14 protein-coding genes are annotated in these 23593 nt (G+C 72.4%); 9 read left to right on the top strand and 5 right to left on the bottom strand.

The window, feature by feature from the left end:
• The first annotated feature begins 234 nt into the window (after window positions 1–234).
• The 7 genes from ACHBTE_RS14605 (at window position 235) to tgmB (ending at window position 8590) form a co-directional block, all read left to right on the top strand.
• Window positions 235–3012 (top strand): SpoIIE family protein phosphatase, encoded by a 2778-nt coding sequence (locus tag ACHBTE_RS14605; RefSeq protein ID WP_394724222.1) that lies wholly within the window; start codon window positions 235–237, stop codon window positions 3010–3012.
• Window positions 3013–3204: 192 nt separating this feature from the next.
• On the top strand, window positions 3205–4569 hold the full coding sequence (locus ACHBTE_RS14600; protein ID WP_394724221.1) for an FAD-dependent oxidoreductase: 1365 nt from the start codon (window positions 3205–3207) through the stop codon (window positions 4567–4569).
• Between the two features lie 189 nt (window positions 4570–4758).
• Window positions 4759–5253: a lamin tail domain-containing protein gene (locus ACHBTE_RS14595; protein ID WP_394724220.1), complete on the top strand. Its 495-nt coding sequence runs from the start codon at window positions 4759–4761 to the stop codon at window positions 5251–5253.
• A gap of 228 nt (window positions 5254–5481) precedes the next feature.
• Window positions 5482–6702, top strand: a complete 1221-nt coding sequence (locus ACHBTE_RS14590; RefSeq protein WP_394724219.1) for a hypothetical protein — start codon at window positions 5482–5484, stop codon at window positions 6700–6702.
• A 290-nt stretch (window positions 6703–6992) separates the two neighbouring features.
• Entirely contained in the window at window positions 6993–7322 is a 330-nt protein-coding gene (locus tag ACHBTE_RS14585) for a YkvA family protein (RefSeq protein WP_394724218.1), read from the top strand.
• Between the two features lie 85 nt (window positions 7323–7407).
• A complete protein-coding gene (gene tgmA / locus ACHBTE_RS14580; RefSeq protein ID WP_394724217.1) occupies window positions 7408–7599 on the top strand; it encodes a putative ATP-grasp-modified RiPP in 192 nt (63 codons plus the stop codon).
• Between the two features lie 16 nt (window positions 7600–7615).
• Window positions 7616–8590, top strand: a complete 975-nt coding sequence (tgmB, locus tag ACHBTE_RS14575) for an ATP-grasp ribosomal peptide maturase (protein WP_394724216.1) — start codon at window positions 7616–7618, stop codon at window positions 8588–8590.
• Window positions 8591–8608: 18 nt separating this feature from the next.
• Here tgmB and ACHBTE_RS14570 read toward each other — a convergent pair whose 3' ends face one another.
• On the bottom strand, window positions 8609–8830 hold the full coding sequence (locus ACHBTE_RS14570) for a hypothetical protein (protein ID WP_394724215.1): 222 nt from the start codon (window positions 8828–8830) through the stop codon (window positions 8609–8611).
• A 166-nt stretch (window positions 8831–8996) separates the two neighbouring features.
• On the bottom strand, window positions 8997–9458 hold the full coding sequence (locus ACHBTE_RS14565; protein WP_394724214.1) for a DUF2269 family protein: 462 nt from the start codon (window positions 9456–9458) through the stop codon (window positions 8997–8999).
• 223 nt (window positions 9459–9681) lie between these two features.
• Here ACHBTE_RS14565 and ACHBTE_RS14560 point away from each other — a divergent pair, with 223 nt between their 5' ends.
• Together ACHBTE_RS14560 and ACHBTE_RS14555 are read left to right on the top strand one after the other, a co-directional pair.
• Entirely contained in the window at window positions 9682–10644 is a 963-nt protein-coding gene (locus ACHBTE_RS14560; protein ID WP_394724213.1) for a GlxA family transcriptional regulator, read from the top strand.
• A 115-nt stretch (window positions 10645–10759) separates the two neighbouring features.
• On the top strand, window positions 10760–11107 hold the full coding sequence (locus tag ACHBTE_RS14555; protein ID WP_394724212.1) for a hypothetical protein: 348 nt from the start codon (window positions 10760–10762) through the stop codon (window positions 11105–11107).
• 67 nt (window positions 11108–11174) lie between these two features.
• Here ACHBTE_RS14555 and ACHBTE_RS14550 read toward each other — a convergent pair whose 3' ends face one another.
• The 3 genes from ACHBTE_RS14550 to ACHBTE_RS14540 are packed head-to-tail and all read right to left on the bottom strand — an operon-like array spanning window position 11175 to window position 23184.
• Window positions 11175–18587: a MupA/Atu3671 family FMN-dependent luciferase-like monooxygenase gene (locus ACHBTE_RS14550; protein WP_394724211.1), complete on the bottom strand. Its 7413-nt coding sequence runs from the start codon at window positions 18585–18587 to the stop codon at window positions 11175–11177.
• Window positions 18584–21928, bottom strand: coding sequence for a type I polyketide synthase (locus tag ACHBTE_RS14545; protein WP_394724210.1), 3345 nt, complete (start codon window positions 21926–21928; stop codon window positions 18584–18586). Before ACHBTE_RS14545 ends, ACHBTE_RS14550 begins: the two co-directional genes overlap by 4 nt.
• The gene (locus ACHBTE_RS14540) at window positions 21928–23184 is read right to left on the bottom strand and encodes an MFS transporter (RefSeq protein WP_394724209.1); all 1257 of its coding nucleotides are present in this window, start codon (window positions 23182–23184) and stop codon (window positions 21928–21930) included. The genes ACHBTE_RS14545 and ACHBTE_RS14540 overlap by 1 nt, the downstream gene beginning before the upstream one ends.
• Window positions 23185–23593: the final 409 nt, after the last annotated feature.

Here is a 23593-nt window from a genome sequence, read left to right as displayed (position 1 = left end):
GCCCGTCCGCGCGTGACGTCGGCCCACTCGTTCGCCCCGCCCCACGGCTCCCGGTCACGCGGCTGTCGGTGTGTGCCGGGAGGTGCCGCATGTGTCGTAACCCTGTTGCGGGGACGGGAGTTGCCGGGGCCAGATGGCTCCGGTGTGTGATCGTGCCGTGGGAGTGAGGGTGGGTCCTGTCACGGTCTGTGGCGTCTCTCGCCTCCTGCGGCCCGGCAGTGTAGACATGGGCACATGGTCCGACTATGGGGTCGATCCGGGGCCCGGTCGGCCCGCCGTCCCGGCGGTCTGCGTGCTCGCCGTGCGCCAGACGGCGATGTCTCGGTGGCCGAACGGGCCCTGCCGGGCGGGGTGCTCGCCGAGAGACGCCGCACCAGCAGGCTCGCGAGGCTGCGCTCGACGCTGGGCGGGCGCAGCCTCGCTGGGCAGGTCTTCCTGTTCCAGGTCGTGATCGTGCTGCTGCTGGTCGTCGCCGCGGTCGTGGCGCTGGTGCTCCAAGTGCGGTTCGACACCACGCAGGAGGCCCGCAATCGTTCGGTCGCGGTCGCCGAGGCGTTCGCGAACGCGCCCGGCACCCGCCAGGCGCTGGACGACCCGGATCCGAGCGCCGTGCTGCAACCGCGGGCCGAGGCGGCGCGCGAGGCGACCGGCGTGGATTTCATCGTCGTCATGAACACCGAGGGCATCCGCTACTCCCACCCCAAGCCGGACCGCATCGGCAAGCAGTTCGTCGGCACCATCGAACCCGCGCTGAACGGAAAGGTGGTCACCGAGGAGATCACCGGCACCATCGGACCGCTGGTGCAAGCGGTCGTACCGATCAAGGACCCCGACGGCAAGGTCGTCGGACTGGTGTCGGCCGGCGTCACCAAGGCCACCGTGGGCGGCACCGCCAACCGGCAGCTGCCGCTGCTGCTGACCGCCGCGGCGGCGGCGCTCGCCCTGGCCACCGCCGGCACCGCCCTGGTCAGCAGGCGCCTGCTGCGGCAGACGCACGGCCTGGGCCCGGACGAGATGACCCGGATGTACGAGCACCACGACGCCGTCCTGCACGCCGTCCGGGAGGGCGTCATCATCGTCGGCGACGAGCAGCGGCTGCTGCTCGCCAACGACGAGGCGCACCGTCTGCTCGACCTGCCCGACGACGCCGAGGGCCGCCCCGTCCTGGACCTCGGCCTGGCCCCCGACACCGCCGAACTGCTGGACTCCGGCCGGACGGCCACGGACGAGGTGCACCTCGTCAAGGACCGGCTGCTGGCGGTCAACCAGCGCCCCACCCATCTGCGGGGCCGCCGGACCGGCAGCGTCGCCACCCTGCGCGACTCCACGGAACTGCGGGCCCTGTCCGGCCGCGCCGAGGAGGCCCGCGAACGGCTGAACATGCTGTACGACGCCGGTGTCGGCATCGGCACCAGCCTGGACGTCACCCGTACCGCGGAGGAACTGGCGGAGCTGGCGGTACCGCGCTTCGCGGACTACGCCACCGTCGACCTGTTCGACGCGGTCCTCGCGGGCGGGCAGCCGGAGTCGGTGACCCGGCTGCGGCGCACGGCGTCCAGCGGGGTCCGCAAGGACGCGCCGCTGTACCCGGTGGGCCAGCAGATCCGGCTGGTCGACTCCTCTCCGCAGTCCCGCGCGCTGCGCGGCGGGCAGGCGGTCATCGAGCCGCGGCTGGCCGAGGCGCCGGGCTGGCAGGCCCAGGACCTGGAGCGGTCGGCGCAGGTGGTCCAGTTCGGCATCCACTCGCTGATCGCCGCGCCGCTGCGGGCCGGGTCGCAGGTGCTGGGCGTGGTGAGTTTCTGGCGGTCGCAGAAGGGCGAGCCGTTCGAGTCCGACGAGGTCGCGCTCGCCGAGGAGCTGGTCGCCCGGGCCGCGGTGTCCATCGACAACGCCCGCCGGTACACCCGCGAGCACAGCATGGCGGTGACTCTCCAGCGCAGTCTGCTGCCGCGCAGCCTGCCCGAGCAGAACGCCCTGGACATCGCCTACCGCTATCTGCCGGCGCAGGCCGGGGTGGGCGGTGACTGGTTCGATGTGCTGCCGTTGTCCGGGGCCCGGGTCGCACTGGTCGTCGGGGACGTGGTCGGGCACGGGCTGCACGCGGCGGCCACGATGGGTCGGCTGCGCACCGCCGTGCACAACTTCTCCGCACTGGATCTGCCGCCCGACGAGCTGCTCGCCCTGCTGGACGAGCTGGTGGCCCGGATCGACCAGGACGAGACCGAGACCGGCGACAGCGCTCCGGTGACCGGCGCGACCTGTCTGTACGCGGTCTACGACCCGGTCTCCCAGCGGTGCACGATCGCCCGCGCCGGCCATCCGCCGCCGGCGCTCATCAAGCCGGACGGCGAGGTGGAGTTCCCGGAGGTGCCCGCGGGTCCCCCGCTGGGCCTGGGCGGGCTGCCGTTCGAGACGGCCGAGCTGGAGCTGGCGCAGGACAGCCGGCTCGTGCTCTACACGGACGGGCTCGTGGAGGATCGCGGCCGGGACATCGACGAGGGTCTGGAGCTGCTGCGCGCCGCGCTGGCCGGGGCCGGGCGGTCACCGGAGGAGACGTGCCAGGCCGTGCTGGAGGCCCGGCTGCCGACCCGGTCGAGCGACGACATCGCGCTGATCGTGGCACGTACCCGGGCGCTCGGGCCCGACCTGGTGGCCGAGTGGGAGGTGCCGTCCGACCCGGCGGCCGTCGCCCAGGTGCGCTCCGCCGTGACCCGCACGCTCCAGCGCTGGGAGCTGGAGGAGCTGTCCTTCACCACGGAACTGATCCTGAGCGAGCTGGTCACCAACGCGATCCGCTACGGCGGTGACGCGATCAGGGTGCGCATGCTGCGCGACCGCTCGCTGATCTGCGAGGTCTTCGACAGCAGCAGCACCTCGCCGCATCTGCGGTACGCGACCATGACGGACGAGGGCGGGCGCGGACTGTTCCTGGTCGCGCAGCTCGCCGAGCGCTGGGGCACGCGCTACCTGCCCGCGGGCAAGGTGATCTGGGCGGAGCAGACCCTGCTGTAGCGGGCGCGGGCGCCGGCCGAAGCCCCGCCCGGTGCCCCACTCCTGGCGGGGCGCCGGGGCACGAGCGAGCGCTCCGCTCACTCATAAAAGCGCCTTATGGGCCCATAGACCGGACCCGCGTACCGACTTAGGCTTGCCTTAGTTTAGGCTTCCCGTCGAGTCGTTCCATCACCGCTCGAAGGGAACCTGATCATGCCCCGCCCCCTGCGGGTAGCCATCGTCGGAGCCGGTCCGGCCGGGATCTACGCCGCCGACGCCCTGCTCAAGTCCGACGTGGCCGCCGATCCCGGTGTGTCCATCGACCTCTTCGAGCGCATGCCGGCGCCGTTCGGGCTGATCCGGTACGGCGTCGCCCCGGACCACCCCCGCATCAAGGGCATCATCACGGCCCTCCACCAGGTGCTGGACAAGCCTCAGATCCGCCTCTTCGGCAACGTCGACTACCCGACGGACATCAACCTGGACGACCTGCGCGCGTTCTACGACGCCGTCGTCTTCTCCACCGGCGCGACGGCCGACCGGGCGCTGCCGATACCTGGCATCGAGCTCGACGGCTCGTACGGCGCCGCGGACTTCGTCTCCTGGTACGACGGCCACCCGGACGTGCCGCGCACCTGGCCGCTCGAGGCCGAGAAGGTCGCGGTGCTCGGCGTCGGCAACGTCGCCCTCGACGTGGCACGCATCCTCGCCAAGACGGCGGACGAGCTGCTGCCGACGGAGGTCCCGCCGAACGTGTACGACGGCCTGAAGGCCAACAAGGCCGTGGAGATCCACGTGTTCGGCCGCCGCGGCCCGGCGCAGGCGAAGTTCTCCCCGATGGAGCTGCGGGAGCTGGACCACTCCCCCACCATCGAGGTCATCGTCGACCCCGAGGACATCGACTACGACGCGGGCTCGATCGAGACCCGGCGCGGCAACAAGCAGGCCGACATGGTCGCCAAGACCCTGGAGAACTGGGCGATCCGCGACGTCGGCGACCGCCCGCACAAGCTGTTCCTGCACTTCTTCGAGTCGCCCTCGGAGATCCTCGGCGAGGACGGCAAGGTCGTCGGCCTGCGCACCGAGCGCACCGCCCTCGACGGCACGGGCAACGTCAAGGGCACCGGCGAGTTCAAGGACTGGGACGTCTCCGCGATCTACCGCGCGGTCGGCTACCTCTCCGACAAACTCCCCAAGCTGCCCTGGGACATCGAGACGGGCACCGTCCCCGACGAGGGCGGCCGGGTCGTCCAGGAGTCCGGTGAGCACCTTCAGTCGATGTACGTCACCGGCTGGATCCGGCGCGGCCCGGTGGGCCTGATCGGTCACACCAAGGGCGACGCCAACGAGACGGTGTCGAACCTCCTGGACGACTTCGCCAACGGGCGTCTGCAGACGCCGGGTTCACCGGAGCCGGAGGCCGTGGACGCGTTCCTCGCCGAGCGCGAGGTCCGGTTCACCACCTGGGAGGGCTGGTACAAGCTGGACGCCGCCGAGAAGGCCCTGGGCGAGCCGCAGGGCCGCGAGCGCGTGAAGCTGGTCGAGCGCGAGGACATGCTCCGGGAGAGCGGCGCCTAACAAAGCGACACACACCGACGAGGGCCGGGAGGGCCAGGGGGGTGAACCCCTGGCCCTCCCGGTCTTTTCGCGTCCATACCCGGCCGTGGTGCATCCGTCCCACATTTCGGTGAACTTCACATGACACCGGCAGCCCATGTATACACTCCTGATCTTCACGGAAGCTCCACACAGGGGGGATATTTCTCCATGCGCATACGCACCATCGCCACAAGTGTCGTCGCCGCCGGTACGCTGGCCGCGCTCTCCGCCGTCCCGGCCCAGGCCACCGAGTACTCGTCCGCGCTCAAGATCCGCGGCATCCAGTACGACGCCCCCGGCAGCGACTCCAACAGCTGTTCCACCGGCAACACCGATGACGAGTACCTGACGATCAAGAACTACTCGTCCGGTACCACGGTCAACCTCAAGGGCTACGTGGTGAAGGACAAGGCCGGCAACCGCTTCGCCTTCACCGCGAACCACTACCTCCAGCCCGGTGACTACGTGAAGCTCCGGGGCGGCAACGGCTCCGACTCCGACGCGGGCAACGTCGTGTACCGCGACAACTGCAACTTCATGTGGAACAACGACAAGGACTCGATCTACCTGCACAAGCCCTCGGGCGCCGGGGCCGATTCGCACTCCTACACGAGGAGCGGATCCGACCCGGACCGCAACGGCTACATCACGTACCACAACTGAGCAGGGCAGCGCGGTAGCAGCGGCAGGAGCAGGACCCGCCCCGATGCGGATGGTGGGCGGGTCCTGCTCACCGGGTCATTGTCACCATGCGGCCTGGTGCCCACCACGAGTGAGCGGCCCTCGAACTGTGCGGATCACGCACACCCCGTGTGCGGACCCCGCTTGATCGACACCCGCCCGCGGCGGCGATACTGGTAGGCACCCGTACCCCCGCCCACAGATGGACCCATGCCCAGCTCCTCCAGCGCCCGCCCCACAGCCCCGCCCTCGGTGTGGTCGGCTCGTGGCCGCCACCTCGGATCCGCCGCGCAGGACGTTCTCCGGCGCAGCCTGCGGCAGCACAAGGACGACGGGGTCATAGACGACTTCCACGAGGTGCCCGGGACCGAGGGCGCCCTGGAGTGGATCTTCGAGGCCAGATGGCGGGTCGCCGGGAGTGTGACCGTGCGAGCCCGCCTGAGCGTCGAACGCGGCCCCGACATCGGGCAGGAGTGGCTGCTGGTCGCCGAGGCGGAAGCCCCCTGGGACCCGCGGTGGCCCTCGCCCGCCGCCCTGTTCTGGCCCGAGGAACCGGACGCCACCTGGGACCACGACGCCGTCACCGGTCTGCGCCTGACGGACATCAACCCGCTACCCGCGGACGACAAGGTCGTACGGCGCATGCTGCGCGACGCCGCGCGTGACGGCTGGAGCATCCATGTCGTCGTCCACGAGGCCATGTCCACCGACCAGCGGGGCCGCCTGCCGCTGGCCGGGATGCTGCCGCCGAGCCTGCGCCACCGGGTGGTCGAGCACCGGGCGGCGCCCAGCCAGCTGCGCGTCGTGAACTGGGCCCTGCGCGACTTCGGCGTCGAGGTGCCGCGCGGTGGCGCCGTGGTCCTGCCCGGGGCCGCGGCGGCGTCCGCGTACGACCCGGAGGACTTCGCCGTACGCAGCGTGTTCCTGGACGGCTCGGAGCCGGCCGAGCTGATCCATGCCGTGACGCGGTTCGCCGCGCTGCCGCGCCCGCTGCGGGACGGCGCCGAGGACGCCCTCACCGCGCTGCGCGAGGAGTGGGGGCTGCTGACGCTCGAGGAGGAACTGGAGCGCGAGCGCAAGCTGGTGACGATGTACGCCGAGGCGCTCGAGGCGATGACGAAGTCACGCGACCTGTACCGGGAGGCCGCCGAGCAGGCGCACGCCGCGCTGGCCGCGTACCGGGAGTCCGCCGACGCCGTACCCGCGCCGCGGCCGGAGCCGTCCGCCGACCCGGCGCCCACCCCCCTCCAGCAGCTGACCCGGACCTTCGAACGCCTCAAGGGCTCCACTTGGGCCCGCCGGGCCACCCTCGACACGAAGACCGACGCGCAGGACGACGCGCAGAACAGCAAGGACAGCGAGGACGGCAAAAGCGCCGAGGAGCGGCCGGAAGCGGTCCAGGAGCAGGCGCAGACGGCCTCGGACCGCTAGCGGGGGCCGGGGGGGCACCGCAGTCGGCCCGTCGGCCCGTTCGGCCGGGATGCGTACGGCGGCTGCGCAGGGCTCGTCCGCGCCGCGTACGGCGTCGGGCGGGTTCCCTTCGGTACGCGGCTGGACGGCCCGCGCGCCCGCCCAGGCAGGTGGCCGGGTGGTTTCACGCGTCTTTCGTCCTGACGAGTGATGGCGGGTGCCTGGTGACCGCCGTCATGCAATGCGCACGGCGAAGAGGGGAATCCGACTGAGCAGTGCGCGTGGTGCGCACCCCGGCAGGAGGAGGCTCCATGGAGTCGACCACCACTGTGATCTTCGTCTCTGTGACCGTCGCGGTCGTTCTGCTGGCCGTGGCCGTCGGCGTGCTGGTGCGGCTCGTGCGCACGCGGCGTCTGCTGCGCCGTGCCGGACTGCCCACCGGGCCGCGGTGGGTCTTCTGGGGCGCTCTCCTCTACTTCGTGCTGCCCACCGATCTGGTGCCCGACCCGGTGTATCTGGACGACATCGGCGTACTCCTGCTGGCTCTGCGCACCCTGCGCCGCTCTCCCGAATCCGGGCGGTCGGCCCCGTTGGTTACAGAAAGTAAGGAAACCAATCACTCGTTCGATTCGTATAAGTAAGTGGAAACCAAGGGGCGTCGGCGAACCGAGGGGCGCCGCGGGGTGACCGAAGCTCGATCGGAGCACCACCTGTGAGGGAGAGACGATGCAACCGTTCGCGCTCAACTATGCACGGCCGGCAGCGCAGTTGGAGGTCACTGCCGCGTACGTGTACGACTCCGGTCTGCAGTTGAACGTGCTCCGAGACGGGCGGATAGCCGCCTGCGATCTCGCCCTGATGCGCGAGTTGGGGACCACTACGTCCACGGCCGGCTCGAAGACACACTTCGACGACTGAACACAGGCCGGCGACGATGACGGTCTTGATTCTGACCAACGAAGAGGACGTGACCGCGGACATGGTGGTCGTGCATCTGCACGCGTCCGGCGTCCCCGTGGTCCGGCTCGATCCCGCCGACCTGACCGGTGGGGTCGCCCTGTCGGGCGAGTATGTGCACGGTGCCTTCCGCGGCCATCTTTCCGCCGCCGGCCGCCTGGTGGGCATCGGCGGGCTGCGGTCGGTCTGGCTGCGCCGGCCCGGCACCGCCGCGGCGCACGCGGCCACGCCCTCCCCCTGGCTGGCCGAGGAGGCCGGCCAGGCGCTCTACGGCATGCTGCGCGGCTGTGACGCCCGCTGGATGAACCACCCCGACGCCGCCCGCCGGGCACGGTACAAGCCCTGGCAGTTGCGGCTGGCCCAGCGCTGCGGTCTGCCCGTGCCGGCCACGCTCATCACGTCGTTCCCGCAGGCCGCCCGTGAGTTCGCCGAGCGGTATCCGGATCTGGTGGTCAAGCCGGTGTCCGGGACACATCCCCAGGATCCGCCGAGGGCGGTGCCCACGAGCAGGGTCGCCCCGGACACGGACTTCTCCGCCGTCGCGTTCGGCCCCACCCTGCTGCAACGCCGCGTCGCCAAGCGGGCCGACATCAGGCTCACCGCCGTGGGCGAGCGACTGCTGGCCGCGCGCAAGCCGGCCGACGCCGACGGCGAGGTGGACGTCCGCTTCGCCGAGTCCGAGGCCCCCTGGGAACCCGTGGAGGTCCCGCCACGGGTCGCCGAGGCCGTGGCGGCGTATCTGCGGGACGCCGAACTGGCCTACGGCGCCTTCGACTTCGTGGAGGACGCCGACGGCACGTGGTGGTTCCTGGAGTGCAACCAGTCGGGGCAGTTCGGGTTCGTGGAGGCGGACACCGGTCAGCCCATCGCCCGGACCATCGCCGAGTGGCTCGCCCGCCCCGCCGCAGGACCACAGCCGCAGGTCAACGGGGCGAGCGTGAAGGCGCTCTGACGGGGCGGCGCGTCGGGCTCAGAGCGACGGCGGGCCGGGCGGCAGCGCGGTGCGCTGCCAGGTCGGGGCGGGCGGCGCCGGGCGGGCCGGCGGCGGCGCCTGGAGCGCCGACGACTGGAGCAACGGCTGCATGGCGAACTCGATTTCCCTGCTGACGCGCTCGGCCTCCCTGCGCACCTGGGTGGGGATGTCGCCGCGCTCCGCGATGAGCCGGTCGTAAATGGGGGAATCCTGGAACACCCGTCAACGCGCCTTTCATGTCGTCACCCCCTGCACAGAGGGGCACGGCAGTCGAGTCTAGGCGCCGACGCACACTGAAGTACGAATTCTGCCAGAGCGCTTGACGTACGGGCACCGAGCACCACGGCGCCGGCCCGGCACCGTGGCCCGTGCACTTCTCCCCTGGTCAGGCGCTCGTCGTCGAGCCCGGCCGGACGATCATCAAGATGGTGACGGTGGCCCACAGCAGGTTGAAGACGCCGGTGGACATGGCGAGTTGCATCGTCGCGGAGCGCTCGACCGGCCGCTCGGCCTCCAGCTGGTCGAGGAGTTCCTCCTGGCGGGGCAGGACGAAGGCGACCAGGATTCCCGCGGCGGCGGCCGTCAGTGCGATGGACACGATGAGCCAGCCGCTGCCGAGCACGCCCATCGCCAGGGCGGTGGCCAGGCCGAGTACGGGGACCGCCGCCCCGATGCCGGCGTAGACGCGGCAGATGCGGTGCAGGAGCCGGACGGTGCCCACCGCCACCGCCCCGTCGGTCGCCGGGACCCGGCGCGCCGCCGGCGGGAACATGCTGGCCGCGACGGTGACGGGGCCCACGGCGACGATGGCGGCCAGGACGTGAAGAATGAGCAGGATCTTGGTCATCGGGTGCTGTCGGTCTCCGTGTCGGCGTGGGCGTGAGTGCCCCGCGCGGCTCGGCTGCGGGGCGGCCCGCCCCACGTTAGGGATCACCGGGACCGGAGGAACAGGGGCTGAAACGACAGCCTGCAACGGATTCCCGCCAACCCGCCGTCCAGGCCCCGTGCCATCCGTCACCTTGCTGACCTGGCCTTCTTCTGCCGGCGGGAATCCGCCTAAGGTGGCGCTCATGCACACCGTGGCGATCCTGGTTCTCGACGACGTGGTGCCGTTCGACATGGCGGCGCCCTTCCAGATGTTCAGCTGGACACGGTTGCCGGACGGCCGCCGCCCCTACCGGGTCCGGCTGTGCGCCGAGTCGCCGGAGGTGTCCACGGAGGGCTTCGGCCTGCGGATCGAGCGAGGGCTCGACGGACTGACGGACGCGGACACGGTCATCGTGCCCGGCTGCGACGGGACCGGGCCGCCCTCCCCACGCGTGCTGGCGGCCCTGCGGCAGGCGGCGGCGTCCGGGACCCGGATCGCCTCGGTGTGCGTGGGCGCCTTCGTCCTGGCCGAGGCGGGTCTGCTGGACGGGCTGCCCGCCACCACCCACTGGATGGCCACCGACGAGCTGGCCCGGCGCTTCCCTCAGGTCGATGTGCAGCCGGACGTGCTGTACGTCGACAACGGCCGGATCCTCACCTCCGCCGGTGCCGCCGCGGGACTCGACATGTGCCTGCACATGATCCGGCGGGACCTGGGATCGGCCGTCGCCGCGCACACCGCGCGCATGTCGGTCGTACCGCTGGAACGGGAGGGCGGGCAGGCGCAGTTCATCGTGCACGAGCAGCCACCCGTGCCGCGTGGCTCGGCGCTCGAACCCCTGCTGGAGTGGGTGGAGGACAATCTGGCCCGGGAGATCACGCTCGAGCAGATGGCGCGGCGCGCGGGAATGAGCGAGCGCACCCTCAGCCGCCGGTTCCGTGAGCAGACCGGCACCACTCCGCTTCAGTGGCTGCTGCGGACGCGGGTGCGACGGGCCCAGTATCTGCTGGAGAACAGCGACCATGCGATCGAACGGGTCGCACGGCAGGCCGGGTTCGGCTCGCCGACGGCGTTCCGTGAGCGTTTCCGCCGGGTGGTCGGCACCACCCCGCACGCCTATCGCTCCGCGTTCCGGGGGAAGGACTCGCCGGCCACCCGGACGTAACCGGCGGACCGCGGACCTTCCCCATCGGTCACGGTGGGATGAATCACCCGAGTCCCCCCGGGTCGTTAGCAGTTGGACAAGGTGTGTCGATCCGCCCCAAGGACGGTGTACGCCCATGAACTGCTCCAGCCGCCTCCTCTGTGCCCTCTATGTCGCCACGAGCGCGGGACTCGCCTGGACCTCGGTCCTCACATTCCGGTTCGGTCCCCTGTGGGCCGCGTGCCTGTTCGCCGCCGCCAGTGTCGTACCCGTCATCGCGGTCGTACGGGAGACGGTGATCGCCGATCAGCGGCGGTGGCTGCTGGAGTTGGTGGCGCGGGCGAGGCGGGGTGACGACGCCGCCGAGGCGATCGTGCGGGCGGAGCTGGACTCGGCGTGCTGCGAGCGGTGGTGGACGAGCCTCGGCAGTGAGCACGACGTGACCTGCCGGCACGGGATGCCGCGCAGCAGCAGCGCCGCATGAGCGCACGGCACCGCCCCGCGCGGAGCCCGCGAGCGGCGTCCGGCGGGGCGGTGGTGGCGGGCGAAGGTCAGTCCCCGAGGGCCCGGTCGGCCTCCGCACGCAGGAGGGCGACGTAGTCGCGGGTCCAGCCCTCGATCGTGGAGCGGTCCCACAGATCTGCCGAGTACTCCACGAATCCCTTGAGTTCGTCCCCGGCCGGGACGAGCCCGAAGGTGAGCTCGGTGCGGGCCGCGGCCGGGGCGAGGTCCTCGACGGCCGTCACCAGCCCGGGCAGTCGGACCTCCGCGTCCAGGGAGCTCTGGTAGGCGAAGCCCACGTCCAGCCGGTCGGGCACCTCGACGCCCTTGCGTTCGCGGAAGGCGGGCGCGATCCGGCGTACCGGCATGGCCCGGTCCATGCACTCCACGGTCGTACGGGCGACCCGGTCCGTCAGGGCGGTGAAGGAACCGGCCGCTCCGTCCCGCACCGGGAGCGCGAAGCCGGCGACCGTGCAGGCCAGCAGGGACTCGAACGCGCGGCGCTCACGGTTGGCGTACGAGATGTTGAACACCACGTCGGACTGACCGGACTTCTGCGCCAGCATCCGGCCCAGGGCCGCCGCCGTGACCACGAAGGGCGTGGTGCCCCGCCGGCGCGCCAGTCGCTCGACGGCCGCGCGCACGTCGGCCGGAACGGTGAACATCACGGCGCCGCCCCGGCCGCTCGCGCTCGTCGGGCGCGGCCGGTCCAGGGGCAGATCGACGGTGAACGGCACGCCGTCGAGTTCGCGCAGCCAGAACCGCAGTTTCTGTTCGTCGGCGGCCTCGTCGGCCTGTGCCAGCTGCCATCGCGCGTACGCCTCGGGCTGGCACTCCACGGGCGGCAGGGTGGCTGGTGCGCCGGTCGCGGCGGAGCCGTACAGCGCGGCCAGCTCCTTCAGCAGCAGGCTGACGGACCAGCCGTCGCAGGCGGAGTGGTGCAGAACGAGGAGCAGGACCCAGGTGCTCTCGCCCGTGCGCAGCAGACGCACCGCCAGGGGGGTCCGGTCGGTGGGGTCGAGCGGTGTTTCGGCGGCCTCGGTGCAGACCCGTTCCAGGATGGTCCGCCGGTCCGCCTCCGGGTGCGCGGTGAGGTCCTCGACCGGCAGCTCGACGGGGCTGGGCCGCAGGATGTGCTGCTCCCAGCCGTCCCCGCTGCGGGCGAGTCGGGTCCGCAGCCCTTCGTGCCGCTCGACCAGGCGGGTCAGCGCGGTGCGCAGGGCGCTCACGTCCAGGTCGCCGGAGAGGGTGAGGCGCAGGGCGACGTTGAAGACCTGCGGGAGGAGGTGGTCGGCGTGCACGGTGGCGAAGCGGGCCTGCTGCACGGTCGCGGGGGCCCGGCGCTCCACGGTGCCGGGCGCCCGGTCGTCGGCCTCGCAGGGCAGGTCCGTGGCCATCTCGCCCGCCCCGCCTGCCAGTTGTGCGGTCATGGCGCTCAGCGTCGGCTCCTCGTAGAAGCTGAGCATCGGATACTCGGCGCCGAACTCCTCCCGGACCCGGTTCACCAGCCGCATCGCGGTGATCGAGTGGCCGCCCAGGTCGAAGAAGGAGGCGTCGGCCGCGATGCCGGCGGCATCGATGCCGAACTCCGCCGCCCACAGCTCCCGTACGCGTCGTTCGACGTGCGTGCGGTGACCGGCGGCGGACGCGTCGCCGGTGTCGCCCGGCGGCCGGCTCGGTGCCGTGGAGACGAGGTCGGGCGCCGGCAGGGCGGATCGGTCCAGCTTGCCGTTGCCCGTCATGGGCAGGGCGGGCAGGATCCGCCAGGCGCGCGGCACGAGGTACTCCGGGAGGCGGGTCGCCAGTGCCTCGGCCAGGAGGTCGGCGAGGGCCTGCCGGTCGTCGGCCACCGAGCCGATGGGGTCGGCGGGGACGGCGTAGGCCGCGAGATACGCCTCGCCCCGGTCGTTGCGGCGGGCCAGTACGGCCGCTTCGCGGACGCCGTCCAGGGCGTTGAGCACCCGGGAGACCTCCTCCGGCTCGACCCGGAAGCCCCGGACCTTCACCTGGTCGTCGGCCCTGCCGCAGAACTCCAGCGTTCCGTCGGCACGTCGGCGCACCAGATCGCCGGTGCGGTACCTGCGGGCATCCGGCCCGCCCTCCGGGTCCGGCAGGAAGCGTTCGGCCGTGAGGTCGGGGCGGTGCAGATAGCCGAGGGCCACACCCGGGCCGCCGACGTACAACTCCCCCGTCTCACCGGCGGGCACCGGGCCGCCGGAGGCGTCGAGCACGCTCAGCGTCACGTTGTCGACCGGGCGCCCGATCGCGATGGGACGGGCCGGGTCCGCGTCCTGCGGGGTCACGGTCTGCGCCGTGCACAGCACCGTGACCTCGGTCGGCCCGTACACATTCACCGTCTCGTACGGCGCCTCGGGACGCGGCCGGGTGCGCAGCACGTCACCGCCCAGCAGCAGATGGCGCAGCGGCGGCTGGTCACCGGCGGGCAGCCGCAGGAACTGTTCGCCCAGGGCGGTGGGGAGGATGGAGAAGGTCACGCCCTGTTCGGCGTACCACCGGGCGAGGGCGAGGGGGTCCCGGCGCAGCTCCTCGCCGGCGATGGTGATGGACGCGCCCGCGGTCAGCGCCGGCCAGATCTCCAGGACCGAGGCGTCGAAGCTCTGGCTGCACACGACGGCACTGCGGTCGGCCGAGGTGAACGCGAACCGCCGGTGCTGCCATGCGCACAGGTCGACGACACCGCGCTGCGCGAGGACGACGCCCTTGGGCGTGCCGGTGCTGCCGGAGGTGTAGAGGACGCAGCACGGGGCCTGGTCGCCGGCTTCCGACGCGGCGCGCGGACGCGGCGCATGCTGGGGGGCCGCTTCCGGCGGTACGACGTTCACGCCGGCAGGCAGCTTCAGGGCGGCTGCCCCGGCCTGGTCCGACACCAGGGTCCGCGCGCCGCACTCGGCGATGATCTGCTCGGCCCGCGCCCGGCCGAGGGAGGGGTCCAGCGGCACATAGGCGCGGCCCGCCTTGAGCGCGGCGAGCATGGCGACGACGAGGTCGGTGGAGCGGGGCAGCCACAGGGCGACCAGTTCGGCACCGGCGCCGCCGGCGCAGGTACCGCGTTCCCGTAGGGCGCCGGCCAGCCGTTCGGCGCGGTCGTCCAGTTCGCGGTAGGTCAGCCGGCTGGTTCCGCTGATCACGGCCGTGTTGTCCGGCACGGCGGCCACGTGCCGTGCGACGAGTTCGTGGACGCCGGTGGCCGTGCGCGGGCTGGACGGGCCGTGCTGCGTGGACGGCGGTACGCCCGTACCCCCGGCGGTAGCGGTGGCGAGGGCGGCCGGGCCGTCGGCTTCGCGGGCGAGCCGGGAGAGCGGGGTCCCGGGGGTGTCGACGGCCGCGGCGAGCAGGTCCCGGAAGGTGACGAAGAACCGGTCGACGGTGTCCGGGTCGAACAGGTCGGTGTTGTACTCCAGATGACAGCGGATGCCCTGCGGCTGGTCGGTGAAGTAGACGGTGAGATCCGTCAGGGACTTGTCCGGGCCGGCGTCCAGCGGTGTGGCCTCGATGCCGGGCAGGTCGAAGCGGAACGGCTCGGTCCGCTGGAACTCGGCGAACGTCTGGAAGACCGGCGTCCGGTCGGCCGCCCGCGCCGGGGCGAGCTCGCGCACGACCGTCTCGAAGGGGACGTGCGCGTGGTCGTAGGCGTCGAGGGCGACCGTGCGCACTCGTTCCAGCAGGGTCTCGAACGCCGGGTCGCCGGAGAGGTCGACGCGCAGGGCGAGGGTGTTCACGAAGAACCCGAGCAGCTGCTCGGCCTGTGCGGGCCGGTCCGAGATCGGGGTGCCGACGACGATGTCCGTCTGTCCGGTGACCCGGTGCAGCATCGCCGCGTACCCGGCGAGCAGGGTCATGAAGAGGGTGCTGCGGCGGGTGCGGCTCAACTCGCGCAGGCGGTCGGAGAGTTCCGGGTCCAGGGTGTGGAAGACCGCGCGGCCGTTGGAGGTCATCGTCGCCGGGCGCGGCCGGTCGGCCGGCAGGGCGAGGACGGGCAGGTCGCCGCCGAGGGTGCGGCGCCAGTACGCCACGTCCTCCTGGGCCTGGTCGCTGTGCGCGGACGCCGCCCGTTCCCGTGCGTGGTCGGCGTAGCTCCAGGTGAGGTCCGGGAGGCCGGGGGCGGTGCCGTCGCGTTCGGCGCGGTAGAGGGCGGACAGGTCACGGGCGAGGACGGTGGCGGAGGCCGCGTCGACCACGATGTGGTGCAGGGACAGCACGAGGACGTGCTCCGCCTCGGCGAGCCTGACCAGCCGGGTGACGAACAGGGGGCCGTCGGCCAGGTCGAAGCGGCGGGCGCTCTCGGCCGACAGGACGTCCTGGAGGGTGCTTCGAGGGCTGCCGGTGGCGTCGACGACCTCGAAGTCCGGCTCGGCAGCCGCCTGCACCACCTGCCGGGGTTCGCCGCCGGTCTCCCGGAAGACGGTGCGCAGCCCCTCGTGCCGGGCGACGAGGCCCCGCACCGCGGCGTGCAGTGCGGGTGTGTCGAGGGGGCCGTCGAGGCGGATCGCCTTGACCTCGTTGTAGGCGGTGCGTCCCGGCAGCAGACGCTCCAGGAACCAGATCCGTTCCTGACCGGGTGACAAGGGCGCGTCAGCGGGGGCGCGTTCGGTGGCCGACGGCCGACGGTACAGTCGGCGCAGCGCGTCGAGACGTGGCAGGCCCGAGCGCAGCTCGCCCGGCGCGACACCGAAGTCCACCAGCGCGACGATCTCGTCGGCGCCCGCCGCGGTCACCGCGTCCACCACCGGGCGGACGCTGTCCACCGTCCCGATCAGGGCGCGCTGGTCGCAGTAGCGCCCGTACGCGCGCCGGAACACGGTCTCCAGGTCGTCCTCGCTCAGGTCGGCCAGGTCGACGCTGTGGCCGAGGCTGTTGGTGACACCGCTGAACAGGGACAGCGAGGCGCGCATGTAGCGGGACAGCGGCTCGTACGCCTCGGTGCGCGCGGTTTCGTGGTCGTCGGCGAGGTAGGTGTGCAGCAGGACGGCGACCCGTCCGGCATCCGGGTCGAGGCCGTGCCGGGCCCGGGTGGCGCGGTAGCGGGCGATGTTCTCCTGGAGCTGTTCGACGGTCTGGGTCATCAGGTTGGTGACGATGCCCAGGTCGTGGCGGGCGGCCGTCTCGTAGGAGGCGGGGTTGCCGACCACCGCCGTGTACAGGGGCGGGGCGTCTTGCACCGGTCGGGGGAAGAGCCGCACCTCGGCCTCGCCGTCGCCACCGGTGCGGCGCACGGCGTCCCCGCGCCAGAACTTCCGTACCTCCTGCAGCTGTTCGTACATCAGCTCCTTGTGCCGGCCGAACCGCTCGGGGAAGAAGACGAAGTCCTTGGAGCTCCAGCCACTGGCGATGCCGATGCCGACGCGCCCGCCGGAGAGGTTGTCGACCATCGACCACTCCTCGGCGACCCGGATCGGATCGTGCAAGGGCAGGACGACGGAGCCGGCGTTGAGGCGGATGCGCTCGGTCTCCCGGGACAGCGCGGCGGCGAGCACCGCCGGGTTGGGGAAGAGGCCGCCGAAGGAGTGGAAGTGGCGTTCGGGCATCCACAGGGCGTGAAAGCCCTGCCGGTCGGCGAACCTGGCGACGTCCATGAGCAGTTCGTACTGGCCCGGCCGGGACGCTGAGGGGTCCTGGGGGTAGTCGCCGAAGAAGTAGACGCTGAAGTCGGGGGCCCGTGGGGCGGGTGGCGCCGCCGGCGCGGGGGCGGGGGCCGGTGCAGGGGCCGTGCGGGATCCGGTGACCGCCGCGGCGTTCCAGGCCATGGCGGCCACGGGGGCGGGGGTCGGCGCGGGGTTGGTTTCGGCGGGCTCCGGCCGTGCGACGGACGCGGGCTTCGGCGGTGCGGGCGGCGACGCCACGGCCGGGGCAGGTCGCGGTGTCACGGCTGGCGCAGGTCGCGGTGTCACGGCCGGCGCGGGCCGCGGTGCCACGACCGGGCCGCCCGGGAAGAACCCGGCCGACCGCAGCTCGCGCAGCGAGTCCCGTACGGCGTCCGCCACGAACTCGATGTCGCCGTCGGAGTGGGCGGTCGACAGGAAGAAGTTCCGCCACTCCCAGACATGGACGCCGCGCAGCATCAGGTGGTGGTAGAAGAGCTCCATGTCGGCGCGGTGCTCGAAGCGGAACTGGGAGCCGAAGTGACTCATCCGCAGCGGGTACTCCTCCGCCTCGAAGAACCCGTTGAGCGTCGCGGCCAGTTCCGCGGTGCGCGCGTTGAGCCGCTCCTGGAGGCGCGGGCTGTGCTCCTTGAGGTGGCTCAGTACGGCACGCGCGGCGACCATGGACACCGGGTGCTGGATGTACGTACCGCCGAAGAAGGTGGTGTCGGCGGGCGGGTAGCTGTCGTCGCCGTAGGACCAGTGGCCGCCGTCGACGCCGTCCATGATGTCGGCCCGGCCGGCGATGGCGCCGATGGGGAAGCCGCCGCCGAGGAGCTTGCCGTAGGTGGCGAGGTCCGGTGTGACGCCGTACAGCTCCTGCGCGCCGCGCGGGGCGGGGCGGAAGCCGGTCAGCATCTCGTCGAAGAGCAGCACGATGCCATGGCGGCGGGTCAGTTCCCGCAACCGGCGTATGAACTCGACCGGTTGCAGCGTGGGGTGTCTGCTCTGCACCGGTTCCACGACGACCGCGGCGATGTCGTCGGCGTGGTGGGCGATCGTGTCCAGGGCGCTGTCGCTGCCGTAGTCGAGGACCAGCAGATCGGCGACGGCGGCCTGTGGGATGCCTCGGGAGACGGGCACGGTGAGCTGGTCGGTGCCGCTGCCGGAGGTGCGGCCGAGGACGTTGTCGGCGTGGCCGTGGTAGGCGCCGCCGAAGGTGACGATCCTGTCGCGGCCGGTGGCGGCGCGGGCGAGGCGGATGGCGGCGGAGTTGGCCTCCGTACCGGAGTTCGCGAACGCGACCCGCTCCAATCCGGTGAGGTCGGCGAGCAGTTCCGCCGCCTCGCCGGTCTCCACGTTGCGCGGGCCGAGCTGGATGCCACGGGAGAGGTGTTCGCGCACGGCCTCGGTGACGAAGTCCGGCTCATGGCCGAAGAGGAGCACGCCGAAGCCCATCGTGATGTCGATGTACTCGTTGCCGTCGATGTCCTCCAGGCGCGCCCCGCTCGCCCGGCGGCCCGCGATCGGGTAGAGCATCTCCTTCGTCCCGCTGCGGAAGCCGACCACGGCACGGCTGTCGGCGAGGACCCGGCGGTAGCGCTGCGCGATCCGCTTGGACGTCGGGGTCCTGGCGGTGTAGCGGCGTACGAGGTCGTCCAGGTGCGCCTGCTGGGACTGCGGGGAGACGTCCCGCACCATGCCGGAGGTCCGTTCGACCGACACCCGGGGGCCGTGGACGCGCGGCGGCTCCTGGTCCGGCGCGGCTGCCGCGCCCATCTGCTCGGCGATGCGCTGCGAGAGCTCCGTCATCGCCGCGAGGTCCCGGTCCAGCGCGTCCGATATGCCGTTCAGCGCGGTCACTTGGCCACCGTGCCGTTCAGCCGCTCCGTCACCGAGGCGGTCTGGAGCGCGAGGAGCTGGGACAACTGGGACATCATCTGGAGCTGTATCCGGGACATCTGCTGGATCTTGCGGGCCAGGTCCTCCAGCTCCTCGCGGGTCGCGTACTCGGGAGCCGGCGGGGGCACGGCGGGGCCGGGCGACGCGGGGGCGGGTATGGACGCCGGAGTGGGGGCGGGCGCTGCCGCGGGCGCAGGAGCAGGGGCAGGGGCAGGGGCAGGCGCAGGGGCGTGCGGCAACGGTTCCGGAGCCGCCGGGGGTTGTGCCGGGCCGGGCGCAGGGGACATCGCGGGGCCTGCGGACGGCGGCCCGGTGTCCGGCAGGCGGGCCGCGATGAACTCCGCGAGCCGCAGCGGGGTGCCCGTCTCCTCGAACAGCTCCCGCATCGTCACCTTGACCCGGTGCTCCTGCTCCAGCTCCCGCAGCACGCTGATCATCTGGAGCGAGTCGGCGCCGAGGTCGAAGAAGGAGGCGTCGCCGGCGATGGCGGACGGATGCTCCCCGAGATGCCGGGCTGTGGCCTCGACGATGCTGTGGAGTACCCGTGCGACCGCTGCCTCTTGCTGCACCACTTCGGTTCCCTTTCTCGCTGATGTTCCCGTGCTCAAAGCCGCCGACTGCGGCCCGATCCAGTGGTCCTTGTGCTGGAACCGGTAGCCGGGCAGCGGGATGCGCCTGCCCCCGCTCCCGGCCAGCAGCACCCGCCAGCCGACGTCCGCCCCGGCGCAGTGCAGCCCCGCCGCCGCACCCCACAGGGCCCCGAGACCCGTGCCGCGCCGCAGCGACGGCAGTGCTCGTACGGCGGGCAACGACCGGCGGGCCAGCGCGCTGAGGGTGGTGTGCGGTCCGATCTCCAGCAGTACGTCGGGCCGCTGTTCGCCGATGCCGCGCAGCGCCTCGTCGTAGCGGACGGCCTCCCGCGTGTGCCGCACCAGATGGCCGGTGTCCGGGATCCAGCCGGGCGGGTGGGTCGCGCCGTCCAGCGCGCTCACGACCGGGATGCGCACGGGCCGGAAGTCCACGTCGTCGAGGATCTTGCGGAACTCCTCCAGCATCGGTTCCATCAGGGCGGTGTGGAAGGCGCGTGTCACCGGCAGCCGCCGCCCCGGCGTGCCGCGCCGGTCGAGCAGGACACCGGCCCGCTCCACTGCCGGGACGGGGCCGGCGAGCACCTGGGCGCGCTCCCCGTTGGTCACGGCCGTCTCCAGGCCGGGCACCTCGGCGGCCAGGGCGAGGGCGGCCTCCCGGTCGAGCGGTGCCGCGACCATCGCGCCCGGCGCGCAGCGCTGCTGCATCAGGGTGCCGCGTGCTGCGGTGAGGCGTAGGCCGTCCTCCAGCGACAGCGCTCCGGCGGCGTACAGCGCGGCGTACTCTCCGACGCTGTGCCCGGACACGGCGTACGGCTCCACACCGAGGTCGCGCCACAGCCGGACGAGGGCGCACTGGAGGGCGAACAGCGCGGGCTGGGCGGTGTCCGTGTCCCCGAGCGGGCCCTCCTCCCGGGGCACCCCGGCCGGCGGGTCGGACGTGCGCAGCGCGGTGAGCAGTGAGTCGCCGGTGAGCTCCTTGTAGTGCTGCTCGCAGGTGTCGAGCACCTCGCGTACGGCAGGGAAACGCGCGTAGAGGTCGTCGGCCATGCCCGGGTAGTGGCTGCCCTGCCCGGTGAACTGGAACGCCACGCGCGCGTGGCCCTCCCCGGGCGCGGTCCCGGTGGTCACGGCCGCTGCCGGCGCCCCCGCGAGCCAGGAGTCGAGGGCGTCGGCGAGAGCCGCCGGGGTGCCACCGCGGACGGCGAGGCGATGACGGCCGTGTACGCGGCCGAGGGCTGCCGTGGTGACGAGGTCGGCCAGGTGCGGAGTGGGGCTCTCGCGCAGGTGGTCGCGGAACGCGCGGGCGTTGTCGGTGAGCGCGTCCCGGCTGCTCGCGGAGACCAGCAGCACGTCCGGCGGGGGGTCGGCGGCGGTCCGGGGCGCCGGCTCGGGGGCCTGCTCCAGGATCAGATGGACGTTGGTGCCGCCGACGCCCAGCGAGGTGAGCCCGGCGCGGCGCGGCAGGTCGCTCGCGGGCCAGGGCCGGGCGGTACGGGGGATGTAGAAGGGGCTGTTCTCGAGGTCGAGGGCGGGGTTGGGTTCGCTGAAGTTCGCCATGGGCGGGATGACCCCGTGCCGCAGGACCAGCAGGGTCTTGACGAGTCCGGCGAGTCCGGAGGCGGCGTCGAGGTGGCCGATGTTGGCCTTTGCCGAGCCGAGGGCGCAGTACCCGGTGCGGTCGGTGTCCTCTCGGTAGGCGCCGGCCGCGCCGTCGAACTCGATCGGGTCGCCCTTGAGGGTGCCGGTGCCGTGGGTCTCCAGATAGCCGATGCTGTCCGCGTCGACTCCCGCGCGGCGCAGGGCCTGACGGACGGCCGCGCGCTGCCCGTCGGCGCTCGGCGCGGCGAACGCCTTCTTGCCCGCCCCGTCGTTGGCGATGCCCCAGCCGCGCACGACCCCGTGGACGGTGTCGCCGTCGGCGACGGCCCGGGCCAGCCGCTTCAGTACGACGGCCAGGACGCCGGTGCCGCCCACGGTGCCGTCGGCACCGGCGTCGAAGGCCCGCAGCCGGCCGGACCTGGACAGGATCGAGCCCTTGACGTAGCGATAGCCGAGGACTTGCGGCACATGGACGGCGGTGGCGCCGACGAGGGCGATGTCGCAGTCGCCCATGAGCAGTGACTGCGCGGCCGACTGCACGCCGACCAGGGAACTGGAACAGCCGGTCTGCACGGTGACGGCGGGTCCGGTCAGACCGAGCCGGTAGGCGAGCCGGGTGGCCGTGAAGTCGGCGTAGTTGCCGACGGTGATCTGCATCCCCACCGTCCAGTCGGTGGCGGCCTGGCTGGGCAGGACGTTGTTCAGGAGGTAGTTCTGGAGGGTGTAGAGGTGGTAGCCGGTGCTGGCGAAGACACCGACGCGCGCGCCGTGCCGTTCGTCGGGGTAGCCGGCGTGCTCCAGGGCGTGCTGGGCGCATTCCAGGAGCATGCGCTGCTGGGGGTCGGTGAGCCGTGCCTCGCGGGGGGTCATCGCGAAGTGCTGGGCGTCGAACCCGGCGATGTCGTCGAGTACTCCGGAGGCGCCGACGAAGTCCGGGGCCCGGTACTCCTCGGCAGGGACACCGGCGGCGGCGAGTTCCTCGTCGGTGAACCGTGTGATGCAGTCCGTGCCGTCGCGGACGACCTGCCATAACTCCTCGGGCGTGCCGGCGCCGGGCAGCCGGAAGGCCATGCCGATGACGGCCATCCGCGGGTCGGGTTCGCTCGTGCTCATCAGTTGCTTCCCTCCGGCACGGCCGGCCGGTCGCGGTCGGCCGCCGCCTCCTCGGTGCGGGTGGGTCCGGTGCCGCGGGCGACGAGCCACAGGAGCAGGCCGGCGCACAGGACGATCGCCAGTCCGTGGAAGGCGGCCACCACCTGAAGCGGGGAGAAGGTCTCCAGCAGCGCGCCGCTGACGAGCATGCCGAGCCCGAAGCCGGTGTTCTCGGCCGAGGCGGACAGCCCGAAGAGCCTGCCGCGCTGCTCGTCGGGGGCGCTCTGGAGTCTGGACACATAGACGATCTCGGTGAATCCGTCGGCGGCTCCGGCGACCAGTGCGGCGATGACGGCAGGCACGGTCGGCAGCCCGCTGAAGACCACGATGAATCCGGCCGACATCACACAGGCCCCGAGCGCGAAGGCCCGCTCCCCCGGCGTCCGCCCGCTCTTCTTGGTGACCCGGCCGATCACCTGCTGGGCGACGATGTTGCCGATGGCCCAGGTGGCCCAGAACTGGCTGATGAAGGTGGCCGGATGCTCGGGGTCCAGGCCGGCGGAGTAGAGGGGCAGGGCGACGTTGTGCGAAGAGGAGCCGAGCCCGTCGACCGCCCGGACGGCGATCATCGCCATCAGCAGCGGGGCCGTGCCGAGCAGCATCCTGGCCGTCCACCGGGCGGCGCCGGAGCCCTCGGCCGCGCCCGCGGCGGGGTTCTTGGCCGCCCTGGTGCGCACGGGCAGCAGGAACAGCACGGTCGCTGAGACCAGGAAGGTCGCGGCGTCCAGCGCGAACGCCGCCGAGTAACCGAGCTCCGCGACCACCACGCCCGCCGAGGCGAACCCGGCGATCATGGCGAGTGAACGCCCCGTCACCAGCAGCCCGTTGGCCCGCACCCGGTGCTCGGCGCCGACGATCTCCGGGATGCTGCTGCGCAGGGACACCTGGGAGAGGGTCGAGCAGCCGCCGGTGACGACGGCCAGGGCGTACAGCAGCCCGGGACGCGCGCCGTCGGGGGCGAGCAGCAGCGTCAGCAGCGCCGTCGCCTGGCACAGATCGGCGCCGACCATCAGCCGTTTGCGGTCGTAGGCCGAGACGAGCCGGCCGCTCACCCAGCCCGACACGACGCTGGTCGCCAGGCGTACGGCCATGAAGAGGCCGGCGGCCAGCGCGCTGCCTGTCGCGTCGTAGACGAAGACGTTCAGCGCCACCATGTTCAGATAGCTGCCGTAGGCCGAGATGCCGTTGCCCAGGACGAGCAGCCGGAAATACCTCATGCACCTTCCTCTGGTCTGCATGAAGGGTGTGAGTGATGTGAGGCCGTGACGCCCGGCTGCCGCCCGCTAATGGCGGTACGCGGTCCGGGCGGAGGGTGGGCACCGGTGCGGTCGCCCGTCGCGTGCGTCGCATCCGTCGCGCCCGAGGCGCGGGAGCCGCTGTCGCACGGCGTGTCGATGCCCCCATGGCCGGCCCAGCACAGAACCAATCCCCTTGCAGGCCACCGGACGGCGGCCATTTGTCCGCAACCCAAGCAGAATGGGACAGGCCCGTTCAAGACCATGGCGTGGTCCAGACGAATTCCGGTCCGGATTTGGCGATTTCGGAGCGCTTATGAAAGGCGCGCCCTGGGCCTCGGGCTGCGCGGGCGCCGCGCCCGGACGCGTGTCCGCGGTCACTTCGGCCGCC

The sequence above is a fragment of the Streptomyces sp. M41 genome, from assembly GCF_043673425.1.
Classification (GTDB): Bacteria; Actinomycetota; Actinomycetes; order Streptomycetales; family Streptomycetaceae; genus Streptomyces.
The sequence above is the reverse complement of the archived record's forward strand: the minus strand, read 5'-3'. Positions and strand labels throughout refer to the sequence as shown.